This is a genomic window from Rudaea sp. 3F27F6 (assembly GCF_005503555.1).
GTDB lineage: Bacteria > Pseudomonadota > Gammaproteobacteria > Xanthomonadales > Rhodanobacteraceae > Rudaea.
Genome location: NZ_SCNG01000001.1, coordinates 1,837,359 through 1,851,105 on the forward strand (window position 1 = coordinate 1,837,359; position 13,747 = coordinate 1,851,105).

A 13,747-nucleotide genomic window follows, 5' to 3' on the forward strand; every position below is an offset into this window, starting at 1 on the left:
GGCCGGCCATCCGCGCCGGATCGAGGCTATCCGTCGATCGTGTCGTAGAGGCAGTTCTGCTCTTCCTGCCGCTGCACGGTCTTGACGTGGAGCAGGCAGTAGCTGAAATCGCGCCACGGCAGTTTTTTCCGCGCGCGGTAGCCGGTGAATTTCTCATGCACCTTGTTCTGCCAGCGGATGCGCCCGTTGTTGCGCGCGATGCGCGGCTGATGATCCGGATAGTTCACATAGCCGTTGGCGTCGATCGTCCAACCCCATTGCGCAATCTGCTCCGGCGTCGCGCCGCGCACGACGTTGATGCGCGGCACGCGCAGGCAGTCCACAAAGAAACTGCGACGCAGGGCCGGCTTGAGCTTGGCGAGCAGCGACGGCGTCGGTACCTCGTCGGCGTCGATCTGGAACAGCCAGTCGCCTTTCGCCGCGGCGAACAATCGATTCTTGAACGTGGCGAAGTCGCCGTCGAGCCGCGCTTCGACGACGCGCACGCGATCGGCACGGTCGGCCAGAACCCGGCTGACCGCTTCGGCCGGGCGGGTGACGTCGCGCAGGACGACGACTTCGTCCTCGGCGTCGATCGCGGGCAGCAGCGCATCGAGCAGGGCGGTCAGCTCCTGCGCTTCGGTGCAGACGGTGATGCCGTAGGTGATCGACAGCGGGCGGGCGCCGCGCCGAGCGAAGAGTCGGGAGAGAAAGCTCATCGCCGCAAGACCTCGGCGCCGATGTCGCGCCTGGAGTCTTGCGCGGCAACCGTCGCCGCGGCGGCAACGGTGGGCAATGGGAGAGTGACTAATCGAGCTTCGTTGCCGAAGCATCCGCCGCCCGGCATCGTTGCGCGACCGGCGGTTCGCGCGCGATGCGCTTCAACGCATCGCGCAAACACGGGTCACTTGACCTGGGTCAGCATCCACTCGACGGTGGCCTTGACCTGCGCGTCGTTCAGCGACGGATTGCCGCCGCGCGCGGGCATCACACCCTTCTTGCCGGTGAAGCCCTCGATCGCATGCTTGACCAGCACCTCTTCGCCTTCGGCGACGCGGTCTTTCCAGGCGGCCTTGTCGGTCAGCACGGGCGCGCCGGTCGCGGCGTTTTCATGGCAGGTGTGGCAGAGGTTGCCGAAAATCGTCTTGCCGTCAGTCGTGCCGCCGTAGGCAACCTGCGCAGCCGCGGCCTTGGCCGCCGCTTCCTGCGCCGCCGCGAGTGCGGCCTTGCCGGTGTCGCCCGCATAGACACCGCCGACGGGCGCGATGCGCTGCTGCACTTCTTCGGTGTGCGCCGGGTTGGTCGGCGGCGGATTCTTCGAATACAGGTACATCGCCAGGATGATCAGGGCGAACATGACCAGCACGAGAAAGCCGATCACCATCGAGAAATGCTTGAGGAAGGTCCGGTCGGCGTCGGTTACGGGATTGGTCACGGGTCAGCACCTGTAAAAACCGGCCGCCACGGGCCGGAGGGATCGATTTGCGTGGCGCGGGCCACGCGCAAGGCCGCAAAGTATAACGGCGAGTCCCGGCGCGCGGAAGGCGTCGCCCGCGAGCGCAGGCTGCCTACATGGGACAACAGGCCCTAGGCCATCGCGCCGTTGACGCCGATCACCTGCCCGTTGACGTAGCCGGCCGCATCGGAGCACAGGAAGGCGATCAGTGCGGCGACTTCCTCGGGCCTACCCGCGCGCGCGGCCGGCACGAGCTGCTTGATCTGCTCCTCGCCGAACGTCGCCTCGGCCATGCGCCCCGCGATCACGCCGGGCGCGACCACGTTGACCGCGACGCCGCGCGAGGCCATTTCGCGAGCGAGCGACTTGGCCGCGCCGTGCAGCGCCGATTTCGCCGCCGCGTAATTGGCTTGGCCGCGATTGCCGAGCTGCGCGGCGACCGACGACACCGCGACGATGCGGCCGAAGCGCGCACGCGCCATCGGCAACAGTAACGGTTGTGTCACATGAAAGAAGCCGTGCAGCGACACGTCGATCACGCGATGCCACTGCGCGTCGCTCATGCCGGCCAGCGGCGCGTCGTCATGGATGCCGGCATTGTGCACGAGGATGCCGATCGATCCCGCCGCGAGCAGGCCATCGATCGCGGCGCGCGCCGCGGCCGCGTCGGTGACGTCGAACACGACGACTTCGCCTGCGCCGCCGTTCGCTCGGATCGCATCGACCGTGGCCTGCGCGCGCGCCGGGTTGGCGTGCGCCTGGGCATAGACGAAGCAACCCGCGTCGGCCAGAGCCGCGCAGATCGCCGCACCGATATCGCCGCTCGCGCCGGTGACGAGCGCGCGGCGTGTCGTAGTCGTCATGAAGGGCTCTGTGACTGAGATACGCGGCTATTGTGGCGCAAAATGAAAAAATCGCGCGGTCGCGTGTACCTGGGTTCGAAGCAACCTGCTCTCCGCCACAAAGGACCACCCATGAAACGACTGATCTTCGCCATCGCTTTGAGCTCAGCCCTGCTCGCCGGCTGCAGCGGCGACAAGCCCGGCACCGCCGATGGCAGCATTCGCCTTGAAATGCGCGTCTATCAAGTGCCGCCGGAAGACACCGACGCCATCGTCAAAACCCTGTTCAACGTACTCGGCACCGGCGACAAGGGCACGGGCCGCGCGAGCAGCCCTGCGCCGGGCCAGATCGTGGTACTCGCGCCGGCCAACCTGCAGGACAGCATTGCGCAGACCTTGAAGTCGATCAAACCGGCGGCGAAAACCAAAGCGGAAGTCGCACCGGCGCAGCAGATGCGGCTCGACTACTGGAGCGTGGATGCCCTGGCCGGCGCCGGCCAGGACGATCCTTCGCTGAAAGAGCTCACGCCCGCCTTCGCCGAATTACGCAAACAGCTCGGCGACGTGCACTTCGTTGCGGTCAATCATATCAATGGGGTATCGAGCCTTGGAGAGAAAGTCGAACGCAGTTACCCGTCCAACCTCGGCGTAAGTGGCAATCCGACCCTCAGCCAGCTCAACTACGAACTCAACAATAGACCGGAGGGGTTGATGCTGAGGATTACTTCCGGCGAACAGATTCCGTACTACACGAGTTCCGGCGGGGCGGGCGCAACACAGTATGTCAATATCGGTGGAACGACGACGACGTTAGTTCGCCTCGGGCAGATTCTCGTTCTGGCCCAGAACTTCGTACCAGTCAACGTGGCGAATCCTTCAGCGGGATCGCGCGCCATACACCTGTCCTTAATCCGCGTGGACGCAATAAACCCGACGCCTTGATTCGAGAGCATTCATGGCGCTCAGCGAGGATGCGCTTTACGCCTGCTACCGGCGTATGGAAAAGCCGCTCTACAACGTGCTCTACCGCTGGCTCTGGCAACCGCAGGAATGCCAGGACACTATCCACGATGCGTTTATGCGCGTCTGGGAAAAGCGCGCCCGCGTCGATGCAACGCGGCTGGACAAGCTCGTCTGGACGACCGCGCTCAACCTCGCGCGCAATCGGCTGCGCTGGCGCGGCCTGTGGCGTTTCGCCGAGCCTGACGAGGGCGCGACCGCCGCGGATGACGGTCCCCTCGAAACCACCGAGCGGTGGCAGAGCGACCAGCGCCTGCGCGCGGCGCTGGCGACCCTGCCGCGCGCGATGCGCCAGGTGTTACTGCTGTCCGAATTCGGCGGCCTCGGCGTCGCCGAGATCGCCGAAGTGCTCGGCATCCCCACAGGCACGGTCGGCTCGCGCAAACATCAGGCGCTCGCGCGGCTGCGCGCGCAACTGAACGAGGAAACACGATGAACGACATCCGCGCAGACGACTGGCGCGAAACGCTCGACCCGCCCGCGGGCGGACTGACACGGCTGGTCGATGCGATCGAATCCTCGCGCGCACGTTCGCTGCGCCTGCAGCCGCGCTTCGCCCTGATCGGCGTTGGCGCGATGGCCGCGGTGGTCGCTGTCTTCGGCCTTGCGCTGCAGATACAGCGCAATTCTCCGCAACATCGTCTGCGCAGCGCGCTCGAAGCCGCGCTCAGCCCCGCCGCCGAGGACGCAGGCATCCGCGTCGACAACGGCGCTGCCGTGGAAATTCCGAGCGCCAATCCGAACGTGCGCATGTACTGGGTAGCACAGTTGCCGCCGGCCGCGGCGGAACCGGCCCGGCCCTAGTCGGCGCACTCCGCGCGGGCATTAGGGCATCATGCGCGCTCGCCCGCGTGCCACCGCCCAGGATGCCCATGTCCACACCGATGTATTCCGTCCCCCTTGCGCATCGCCGCACCGAAAATCTGCACATCGTGTTCTGGCTGATCAAGGACATCAGTTGGTGCCTGATGTGGCGCACGCTCGGCATGATCATGATCGTGCCGACGCTCGGCGCGGCGATCTTCATTACCTGGCGTGCGCGGCACATCAAGGAAGATCTCGCGCACAATCTCGCCGTCGTGTTCTGGATCAGCGCGAACGCCTGGTGGATGGCCGCCGAGTTCTATGAATTCGACGAAACCGTGGTCTGGCACGGCATCACGGGACGACAGCTTGCGCTGATTCCGTTCTGCATCGGCGCGGCGATCCTGTTGCGCCACTATCTCGGCCGGCTTGCAGCCGCGCGCATGGGTCGCCTCGACCGCGCCTGATACACCGCGCCTCGAAGGCAGATCGTGGCGCCCTACGACGACGACGCCATCACCGCTGCGCGGCCTTCAGCCAGCAAGCGGCCTTGGTGTTCGACGCGGAATTCGTACTGCCAGCTTGCGCCGCTTTCGAGCAGCTTGAGTGCACGCACGTCGAGGGCTCCGGGCAGATCGTCGATGCGCGCGGCATGCAGGCGAACGGCGCGCAGGGCGACGAGGAAACCGGGCGCCGCGATGCGACCTTCGCGCTGTGCGACCAAACCGCCGTGCACGGCCATCGCCTGCGCGCCGTACTCGCACAGATGCACGGCGCGCAACATGCCGCCGCTGCGCAGCGGGTTGTCGGCCAGCGCATGCGAGACCGCGGACATATGAATGCGGTCTTCGTCCCAGGCCAGCACCGCGTCGAGCAGGCTCATCGCACCGCGATGCGGGATCAGGTTTTCCCATTGAGCTTTTGTCAGCATCGCGAATCGAGGCAATTGAAAGAACTGTTTTGACACGGATGAACAGGGATCGACACGGATAAAGCAAATAAATTTCGGCTTTCACCTTGGCTCTTATCCGTGTTCATCCGCGTTTCTGCGTGTCCAACGAACACCCCTGCGAATTTCTCGCCATGATCGTCGACAGGCAAAAGTGGAACGCAACGCCGAGCGCGACGGTCAGGCCGATCGCGCGCAGCACCGGCACCTGCGACGTGGCGAGCAGGCCGAACACGAGCACTGCCGAGATCACGCAGATCAAGGTCGCGTGCAGGGTGCGGCGCGCTTCCGCCGCATCGTCGACGCGGCGCTCGAAGAACAACGCATAGTGCAAGCCGAGTCCTGCCGCGAGCGTCAGCGCGACGAGATGGAACAGCGACAGCGATACGCCTCCGGCGCGCAGTACGGCGAGCACGAGCAGGGTCGCGAGCGACATCGGCGCGATCACATGCCAGGCACGGACGAGATCGCGGAACGCGACGGCGACCGTGACCGCAAGCAGCACGAGGGCGACGAGCAAGGCGATACCGATGCGCGCCCGATAGTCGGCGACAAGCGATTCGGATGCGGCTTTCAGGTCGATCAGACGCACGCCGTTTCCGAGCTGCGCGACCGCATCGGCCAGGGCGACCGGATCGTGCACACCGCTCAGCGTGCCGAGGCCAAGCGCACGGCCGCCGCGCGCGGCGAGCATCGCGTCGAGCCGAGCGCCGAGCGGCGTCGCGGCGAACGCTTTCGGCGTCAGCGGCGGCAAGCCGCGTGCTTTCTCAACGTCGTCGACGAACGGCGCGAATAGCTCGGCCTGGAACTCGGTATCGGCCGCGGCGGCATCGAGCGTGGCCTGCAGGGTTGCACGGTCGGGCAACTCGGCTTGGCGCGCCGCTTGCGTCGCCACGCTCGGCAGGTAGCGGCTCGGCAGTTCGACGTCGTCGACGAGTTTGCCCGCAATCCATTTTTCCACTTGCGGAGAAATTCGCTCCGACAGAGCGAGCACGCCGTCCGCGTCGTTCGCTTCGAGCACGAGCAGATAGCGCACGTCGGGCGCGCCGAGCGCCGAGCGCAGCTCGCCTTCGCGCTGCAACAGCTTGGCCGGCACCGGCGTCAGCGCGGCGAGATCGTTCTGCCAGAACGGCTTCGGCGCAAGGACAAGAGCGACGCAAGCGAGTGCGAGCAAGGCCCACGGTAAAGCCCCTGAAGAAACGAGGCGCAGACGCGGCACGGCATCGAGACGGACGCGCAGCCGCTCCAGCCACGGCGACTCGGCGACATCGCGGAAACGCACAGGCAGCACCGCGGGCAGTAGGCTGCGCGTGGCGAAGCCGGCAACGATCAAACCCGCGATCGTGAACATGGCAAGCTGCTGCAGTCCGCTGACGCCCGAGGCGAAGAAGGCGAGATAGGCGATGCAGGCCGAAGCGATCGCCAGGCGCAACAGTGGCCAGACGCCGAGCAGGCTTTCGCGCGCACCGACGCCCGCGCGACGATGGCTCAGCAGACGCAGCGGATACTCCTGGGCCACGCCGAGCAGGGTGAAACCGAACGCAAGAGTGATGCCGTGGACCGGCCCGAACACCCAGGTCGTTGCAGCGATGCCGGCGAGCGCGCCGCTCGCGATCGGCAGCGCGGCGCTGAGCAGCGCGCCCGGGTGGCGATAGGCGACGAGCAGCAGCAGGGCGAACGCGGCCGTGCCGATACCGCTGAGCCATTCGGCTTCGCGGCGCGTGTTCGCGTTGACGAGCACGCTGAAGTAGCCGGGACCGCTGATCTCCAGGTTCGCGTTTTCGCTGCCCGGCAGCGCGCGGAACTTGGCGCGTAGCGTTTCGACGACTTCACCCTGTGCGGCGGGATCGAAAGCCGGCGCGGCGGTTTCAACGAGCAGCAGGGCGCCGCCGTCGGGCGCCGCCCAGACGCCGTCGCGCAAGACCGGCGCCTTCGCCGGCGTCCAGCGCTGTGCGAGCTTGAGTGTTTCCAAAGTCGGATCGCGCGCGAGCCACGGCTTGAGCATGCCGGCCGCGGGTGAAGCGAGGTCTTCGATGCGCTGCTGCAGTTCGTCGCGCAGGAAATCTGCATCGAAGCGATGCGTATCGAGTGTCGGCGAGAGCAGATATCGATACGGCAGCAACGCGGGATCGAGTTCGGCTAGATTGCCCTCGCCGTTCATGACGCGGGTGAAATGCGCATCGCCGTGCAGCGCCTGGACGAGACCGCGGCTCAGCTCGGCGGTCTGCTCGAAAGTGGCCTGCTCCGGTGCGACTTCGAGCAGCAGCAGTCGCGACGCGGGCCCCTCGCCGATCTGTTCGAGCAGCAGTTTCTGGTCGGCGTTGCGCGGCGGCGGCATAAAGGCGCGCAGGTCGCTCGTGACGACTAGATTGCGTGCGAGTACAAACGCCAACAACGCAAGGCCAACCAGCCATCCTGTGACAAGAAAAATACGCCGCAACCACATTGGAAAGGTATCAATACAAAGGCAGAGACGGCTGGCAAAGTTTCTCGAGCTCTTTTGCCGGGGCGGTGCTAGGAATCTGAAAATTGGCGAAAGCACCTAATCGCATCACGCTCGAATCGCCGTCGGCTTCGCGCATCGTGATGCAATGAATTCCGGCATTTCCTCCGTCCACTATCAGATCTTCCAATTGCTTAGCCAGTTGAGGTGAGCGTGGTCGCAGTATCAATCGCCACGAAGCCGTGCCCCCTGACTTCACAATAGCGAAGTGTCGATAAAGCTCCGTTGCGTCTCCACCCAGAATCCCGGAAATGCCAACTATCAGCGCACTGAGTTCAGGCGATCGGCTTAGCGAAAATTGTTGAGGACTACGACCTTCGCGCTTTACCTCAACTGTTCCGTTCGCGATGGTGGTAATTTCCTGATACGGGGCTTCAACACGTTTCCCGAGCGTGCCGAATCCTTCGTAGCGCAACTCTCCTCGCAGCTGCATCGGCTTTTTCAGCATTTTCGAGAAGCGCGCTTCTACATAAGGCGTCGCCGAAGGTACCGGTACCTTCAAGCTAGCGACCAACTCTGTTATCTCCGATGAAGGACCCGCCTCAAGGGACGCCTCCGAAGGAGACGGCTGCATTGCGAGTGCGCTGCTCATCAACAGAACGATCCCAGAAATCATAGAAATTGCACCAGTTGTAAGGGTATTGCCGCACGTAGTGTTCGAGCCGCGCAGCGAAACATTGCGCCCACGCCTGCAGAGCGGCGGCACGGCCCTGGCGCGGAATGCGGATTTCCTGCGCGAAGGTTTCGAAATGCAGGTCGTAGCGGTTGCCGCCGCGATAGACGCCGAAGGCGAGCACGATCGGCAGTTCGAGCATCGAGGCGATCTGGTACGCCGCGGTCGGAAACTGCGCGGCGCGACCGAAAAACTCGGCCGCTGCTGTCGCTTCATGCGCGCGCGAACGGTCGGCAAGCAGGCCGATCAACGCGCCCTGGCGCGCGGCCTCGTGCAGCGACAAGGCGAGCGCGCCCGGATCGACGCCGGCGTCGATCACGTTCGCCGCGATCGCCGGATTGAGCGCATGCAGCAGTTCGTTGAGCGCACGCGTCTGCTTCAGGTCCATGATCACGCGCAGTTGCAGGTCGGGCCGGCGCGCGGTCAGCGTGCGCAAGACCTCGAAGCTGCCGAAGTGCGCGCCGAGCAGCAGCACGCCGCGGCCGGGCGCTATCTCGGCTTCGAGCCGGTCGAGGCCGTGGATGCGCACGTCGAAGCGGTCGAGGCTGGCGTCGTTGAGCAGGAAGGCGCGGTCGAGAATCGTCGCCGCATAGCAGTGGATGTGTTTGAGTACGTCCAGTGCACGCGCGGGCCGGTCGAGCGCCAGGCTCAGGAATGCGCGCGAGTCGCGGCGTTCGTGCGTACGACGGAAGTAGAAGTACAGGGTGATCGGATAGAGCCAGACGCGCGCGAAAGCGCGGCCGCCGAAAAGACCAGCGGCGCGGATCAGCCAGATCGCAACGCGGCCGCCGGCCTCGCGGCGCTCGCGCCACTGCGCGCTCACGCGCCGGCCTCGGTGAGTTCGGCCACGCCGCTCGCCACGGGTGCCGCGCCGCAAGAAATGTGGAAATGTATCTTTTTGTCTTTTTCTTCGAGCCGCAGTTCTGCCTCTTGGCCCGGCAACAGCGGCGCGAGGAATTTCACCTGCGGCAACGCCGAGATGCGCGCGCCGAATTGCGTTTCGATCGCGGCGGCGACGCGGTCGAGCAGGACCACGCCCGGCACCACGGGCCGCCCCGGAAAATGGCCGGGCAGCGCGGGATGGTCGGCGTCGATCTGGAAGCGCATCGGATTCATGCGCCGATAATACCCGCAATGCCGCGACACGCCGGCGACGCGAACGCGGCACATCTCCCATGTCGCTTCGCCGCGCAAACGAAGGTCATGCCGGAAAGGCGGGTCAATTTTCGATCAGGTCGGACCAGACACGAGCCAGCGCGGCGAGGAAAGCCGGCAGCGTGTGCCGCGGCGCCTGCGGCAGCAGGCGCGAACGCAGGAAGAATTCGCCGAAGAACAGGGCGGCGACCGCGAGCGGCAGGACGGTCATCCCGAAGGTGCGTGCTGACGGCAAGACGAACCATGAAGGCCCCCAAGTCTCGGCCGCGACGCAAAGCAGGCACAGCGCAGCGAGGGCGAACTGGAGCCAGACCCAGAGCCGCGTCAGGCGTTCGGCGTAACGCACGACTGCGGGATCGCGCAAATGCGCCGGGCCATCGATCGCCGCGATCGCGCGCGCTATCAGCGGCGTGCGCGGCGGCACGAGGCTGCGCGCGAACAGCCAGCCGACGAAGGCGGCGATCGCTGCCGGCAGGATATCGATCATCAAGCCGATGCCGCCGAACAACCATGCTATGGCTTCGGCGGCAGCGATCGCGGCGATCGCCCCGCGCAGGGCGCGCGGCGACATGAAGACGAGGAAAAGCAGCGCGACCGGCACGATCGCCGCGGTGATCGCATCGCTGTGCTCCCAGCGTCCGAGCAGCGCCAGCGCAAGGATGGCGAGCCAGACCAGGATGCGCACGTTCAACTCACTTTGTGGGTTTCAATGTGCTGCGACAGCGCGCGCAGGCTGGAGAAGATGCGCTTGTTGTCTGCATTGTCCGAACGCAGTTGGAAACCGTAGCGCTTGGACACGGCGAGCGCGAGCTCGAGCGCATCGATCGAATCAAGACCGGTCTCGGCGCCGAACAGCGGCGCGTCGGGCACGAAATCGTCGGCCTTGATGTGTTCGAGGTTGAGGCTCGAAACGATCAGGCTGGCGAGTTCGTGTTCGGCGGGAGTTTGCTGGTGCATAAGGGCTTTGGCTCAGAACCTGTTCAAAACTTATTGCGCCCGCTCCGCTCGCGCCCCCTGAATCGGGCGCACCCGCGGCGCACGAAATGCCTTGGTTCGTTACGGATTTTTCGACGCCCCCGGCCTCGCCGAGAGCGCACGGCGGCGAAGGCGGCGCAGTGTATCATTGCGCGATCTCAAACCTGATGCCGCCGCAGCGGCGCCGATTTCCTTGTCCATCGCAACGCCTCATATCCCCGCCGCCACGCCGCATGCGCACGCCGCCGAGCTGCCGCCGCTGCGCGTCGCCTACGAATCCACGCCACTCGACGCGATCCTGGCCGGCGCCGACGTGCTCGCCGTGTTCGGCTTCGGCACGCACGCACCGGCCGCGCATGCCGATCCACGCTATCTGCGCGTGAACCTCGAACCCGCGGACGGCGAAGCGCCGTTCGAAGTCTGGCGCGTGCGCGGTCCGGTGCGCGCGGAACGCCGCGACGGCATCGCCTGGGCCGAGGGCGACGACTATGCCTACGGCGCGATCGAAGTCGACGAGTCCGCGCACGGCGACGTCGAAGGCGCGGCCGAGTTCGCCTATCGCTGCCTGGTCGATGCGATCGCGGCGAGCGCCAAGCCGCATACCTTGCGCATCTGGAATTATCTCGACGCGATCAATCTCGGTGCGGGCGATGCGGAACGCTATCGGCGTTTCTGCGTCGGCCGTGCCGCGGGATTGGCCGCGCAGGGTTTCGCCGACGACTATCCCGCGGCGACCGGCATCGGCGTGCGCGACGGCCGCCGCGTGCTGCAGATCTACTGGCTCGCCGCACGAACGCCCGGCACGGCGTTCGAGAACCCGCGCCAGGTCAGCGCTTGGCGCTACCCACGCCAGTACGGCATCAAGGCGCCGACGTTCGCCCGTGCGATGCGCGCACCGACGCAGCAAGTGCAGGTCTACATTTCCGGCACCGCCGCGATCGTCGGCCACGTTTCGCACCATCACGACGATTTCGCCAAGCAGCTCGACGAGACGCTCGCCAACATCGACAGCGTACTCGCCGCGGCGCAGGTCGCCGCGGCCGCGCGTCTCGATGCCGGCGCTGCGCTCAAGGCCTATGTGCGCCGTGCCGAAGACCTCGATGCGGCACGCCGTCTGCTCGGCGAAAAACTGCCCGCGCAAACACCGACCTTGTTCCTGCTGGGCGATATCTGCCGCAGTGAACTGCTCGTCGAGATCGACGGCATTCAAGGCGCCTGAGCGTGCGCCGGCGCACGCGCTTCGGCTGGCATGGACTCTAATTTGCACGTCCGCGCCTATCGCGCCGACGACTGGTCGGCGCTGTGCCGGATACACGATGCGGCGCGCAAGCATGAACTCGATGCGGCCGGGCTCGGCGCGGCGTATCTGACTCTGGAGCAGACTTCCGCAAACGAGGGCCTGTTCGATTACACGGTGCTCGTTGCCGAGGATGAAGACGGAGTCCAAGGCTTCGTCGCCTACAACGACGACGAACTCGCGTGGTTGTACGTTCGCCCCGATCGTTACCGGCGCGGTATCGGCCGGCGACTGGCACAAGAAGTCATGTACCGGTCGCGCGGCGCGATGGCGGTCGAAGTACTTGTCGGCAACGAGGCCGCTCTCGGCCTGTATCTCAACTTGGGCTTCAAGATCGTGGAGCGCGTCGAAGGCCGGCTGCCCGGCAACGAAGCGTTCAAAGCCTCGGTGTTCGTACTCGAATGGAAACGCGGCGACCGCGTTTCCTGACTACGCCGCCGCCCGTGCGCGCCGGCGCGTGCGCGGAAACAGCATGCGCGTGGCGGTGACGAGTGCGCTGATCCACCAGACCAGGGCCGCGTTGTAGACCAAATGGCCCTGCTTGGGCACGTCGGCGAGGCCGTCGCCGAGCACGGTCACGGTCAACGTGCCGAGCGTCACCACGATGGTCAGCACGGTGACCGTCAGCAGGCGCGGCCACGCGCGCCACCGCTGGCGCCAAAGCAGCACGACGAGCGCCGCGAACGGCGCGCCGAACAACAGCACGCGCAAGGCGGCCTGCTCGGCGAACACGTCGCTCAAGGAGAAGAACGAGTCGGGCAGTGGAGCGAAGTGGCCGCCCTCGACGACGCCGAGCCCCGGCGCCACCCACGGATGCAGAGCGGTGAAACCGGCGACGCCGACACGCAGCGCCATGTCGGGCTCGCGCACCAGGGCCATCAGCTCGCGTCCGCGCGATACCTTGGTCAGCTCGGGGCAGAGATCGGCCGGGAAACCGGGCATCTGCCAGGCGCGCAGGCCCTTGTACTGCAGGCATTGCGGCGACAGCCCGAGAAACTCCGCGGTCGCTGCCGGATCGCGCGAGTTCGGCAGCAGCGCGGTGAAGACCACGTCAGCCTGGTTGAACACATTGATCGCGCGGATCGCATCGCTGTCGCGCTGCAACTGCACGACCTGGACGACGAGCCCGGCGAGTGCGCCGATCAGCAGCGCCTTGCCTTTCCACAGCCAGACGCGGTCGCGCCAGCGCCCGATCGCGAGCATCGCCACGGCGATGCCGAGCGGCAGCACGATGTGCTGGATCTTGCTGACCGCGAGCGCAGAGGCGGCGAGCACGAGCAGGCCGAAAGCATGACCGCGAGCGGGCTTGCCCTCGTGGATCAGGATCAGCCCGGCGACGGCATACAGCGCGAGCAGGGCGGTCCACTCGGCATAGAAGGTGTTGAGATAAATCGTATTCGCCGGATCGGTGAACAGAAACGGCAGCAGCAGACCGTTGCTCAGCGCCGACCACGGCTCGCCGCGGCGGATCCAGGCCCAGTTGAAGCCGGCCCACAGCACGAGCAGGGCACCGATCTTGAACGCGCCGACCCAGCGCACCGGGAACGCCTGCGCGCCCGTGGCCGCAGCGTCGATGCGGTAGACCGCGGCAGCCGCACCCTGGAACAGCAGTTCGGTCGACCAGTAGCAGATCGGATTCGCGGCGGCGACGAACTTGTAGCGCGAGTACGGCGCTTCAGGGCTGTTCTGCGCGGGCTGGATCGATTCGCGCCGGTCAGGGTAGAGATCGAAGCAGGCGCTGTAGCGCACTTCGTCGTAACTGTTGGCGAGTGCGATCAGCGGCTCGTGCAGATAAAGCGCGCCGATACGCCAGACTCCGACGAGAAAACAGAAAGCAAGCGCGACCCATAGCCAGCGTGGTGTCGGGCCCCGCGGTTTGGCGGCGGGTGCGGAGGCGGAGTCGAACGGATCGGCAGGGCGCATAGGGGCCGGAAGTCTAGGGTCGCATTGTGACGCCGACAATCGTTGCACGCGGTGGCAAGAAATGTGAGGCGTTTCGCAGATGCGGCGTCGATTCTGCACGGTTGTTCCCGCCAATCGCAACGCGGACTGGCCGAATGTGCGGTGCTAGACTTTTTCCCGTTCAGACAGGCG

17 protein-coding genes are annotated in these 13,747 nt (G+C 65.9%); 6 read left to right on the plus strand and 11 right to left on the minus strand.

What is annotated here, in order from left to right:
• Positions 1-26: 26 nt before the first annotated feature.
• The 3 genes from FFS30_RS07805 to fabG form a co-directional block, all read right to left on the minus strand.
• Entirely contained in the window at positions 27-698 is a 672-nt protein-coding gene (locus FFS30_RS07805) for a glycosyltransferase (RefSeq protein ID WP_171014471.1), read from the minus strand.
• A 185-nt stretch (positions 699-883) separates the two neighbouring features.
• The gene (locus FFS30_RS07810) at positions 884-1,414 is read right to left on the minus strand and encodes a c-type cytochrome (protein ID WP_137912486.1); all 531 of its coding nucleotides are present in this window, start codon (positions 1,412-1,414) and stop codon (positions 884-886) included.
• Between the two features lie 152 nt (positions 1,415-1,566).
• Positions 1,567-2,298 carry a 3-oxoacyl-ACP reductase FabG gene (gene fabG / locus FFS30_RS07815; protein ID WP_137912487.1) on the minus strand — a complete coding sequence of 244 codons (732 nt, stop codon included), beginning with the start codon at positions 2,296-2,298 and terminating at the stop codon, positions 1,567-1,569.
• 111 nt (positions 2,299-2,409) lie between these two features.
• On the opposite strand from fabG, the gene FFS30_RS07820 reads away from it, so the two are divergent.
• From FFS30_RS07820 to FFS30_RS07835, 4 genes are all read left to right on the plus strand, one after another.
• Entirely contained in the window at positions 2,410-3,219 is an 810-nt protein-coding gene (locus tag FFS30_RS07820; protein WP_137912488.1) for a hypothetical protein, read from the plus strand.
• Between the two features lie 13 nt (positions 3,220-3,232).
• Positions 3,233-3,733, plus strand: a complete 501-nt coding sequence (locus FFS30_RS07825; RefSeq protein ID WP_137912489.1) for a sigma-70 family RNA polymerase sigma factor — start codon at positions 3,233-3,235, stop codon at positions 3,731-3,733.
• A complete protein-coding gene (locus tag FFS30_RS07830; protein ID WP_137912490.1) occupies positions 3,730-4,101 on the plus strand; it encodes a hypothetical protein in 372 nt (123 codons plus the stop codon). Before FFS30_RS07825 ends, FFS30_RS07830 begins: the two co-directional genes overlap by 4 nt.
• A 68-nt stretch (positions 4,102-4,169) precedes the next feature.
• Positions 4,170-4,568 (plus strand): hypothetical protein, encoded by a 399-nt coding sequence (locus tag FFS30_RS07835; protein ID WP_249352248.1) that lies wholly within the window; start codon positions 4,170-4,172, stop codon positions 4,566-4,568.
• A gap of 32 nt (positions 4,569-4,600) precedes the next feature.
• Here FFS30_RS07835 and FFS30_RS07840 read toward each other — a convergent pair whose 3' ends face one another.
• From FFS30_RS07840 to FFS30_RS07870, 7 genes are all read right to left on the minus strand, one after another.
• A complete protein-coding gene (locus FFS30_RS07840) occupies positions 4,601-5,032 on the minus strand; it encodes a phosphotransferase (RefSeq protein ID WP_137912491.1) in 432 nt (143 codons plus the stop codon).
• A 103-nt stretch (positions 5,033-5,135) separates the two neighbouring features.
• The gene (locus tag FFS30_RS07845) at positions 5,136-7,496 is read right to left on the minus strand and encodes a xanthomonadin transporter (protein WP_137912492.1); all 2,361 of its coding nucleotides are present in this window, start codon (positions 7,494-7,496) and stop codon (positions 5,136-5,138) included.
• Positions 7,497-7,506: 10 nt separating this feature from the next.
• Positions 7,507-8,145 (minus strand): LolA-related protein, encoded by a 639-nt coding sequence (locus tag FFS30_RS07850; RefSeq protein WP_137912493.1) that lies wholly within the window; start codon positions 8,143-8,145, stop codon positions 7,507-7,509.
• Positions 8,096-9,049 carry an acyltransferase gene (locus FFS30_RS07855; protein WP_137912494.1) on the minus strand — a complete coding sequence of 318 codons (954 nt, stop codon included), beginning with the start codon at positions 9,047-9,049 and terminating at the stop codon, positions 8,096-8,098. The genes FFS30_RS07850 and FFS30_RS07855 overlap by 50 nt, the downstream gene beginning before the upstream one ends.
• Positions 9,046-9,333: a hydroxymyristoyl-ACP dehydratase gene (locus FFS30_RS07860; RefSeq protein ID WP_137912636.1), complete on the minus strand. Its 288-nt coding sequence runs from the start codon at positions 9,331-9,333 to the stop codon at positions 9,046-9,048. The genes FFS30_RS07855 and FFS30_RS07860 overlap by 4 nt, the downstream gene beginning before the upstream one ends.
• 112 nt (positions 9,334-9,445) lie before the next feature.
• The gene (locus tag FFS30_RS07865; protein WP_137912495.1) at positions 9,446-10,066 is read right to left on the minus strand and encodes a hypothetical protein; all 621 of its coding nucleotides are present in this window, start codon (positions 10,064-10,066) and stop codon (positions 9,446-9,448) included.
• A gap of 2 nt (positions 10,067-10,068) precedes the next feature.
• A complete protein-coding gene (locus tag FFS30_RS07870; protein ID WP_137912496.1) occupies positions 10,069-10,338 on the minus strand; it encodes a phosphopantetheine-binding protein in 270 nt (89 codons plus the stop codon).
• A 211-nt stretch (positions 10,339-10,549) separates the two neighbouring features.
• Between FFS30_RS07870 and FFS30_RS07875 the strand changes: the two genes are divergently transcribed.
• Positions 10,550-11,575: a pteridine-dependent deoxygenase gene (locus FFS30_RS07875; protein WP_249352250.1), complete on the plus strand. Its 1,026-nt coding sequence runs from the start codon at positions 10,550-10,552 to the stop codon at positions 11,573-11,575.
• Between the two features lie 30 nt (positions 11,576-11,605).
• Positions 11,606-12,082 carry a GNAT family N-acetyltransferase gene (locus FFS30_RS07880; RefSeq protein ID WP_249352252.1) on the plus strand — a complete coding sequence of 159 codons (477 nt, stop codon included), beginning with the start codon at positions 11,606-11,608 and terminating at the stop codon, positions 12,080-12,082.
• Here FFS30_RS07880 and FFS30_RS07885 read toward each other — a convergent pair whose 3' ends face one another.
• A complete protein-coding gene (locus tag FFS30_RS07885) occupies positions 12,083-13,576 on the minus strand; it encodes a hypothetical protein (RefSeq protein ID WP_137912498.1) in 1,494 nt (497 codons plus the stop codon). It lies immediately after the preceding gene.
• Positions 13,577-13,747: the final 171 nt, after the last annotated feature.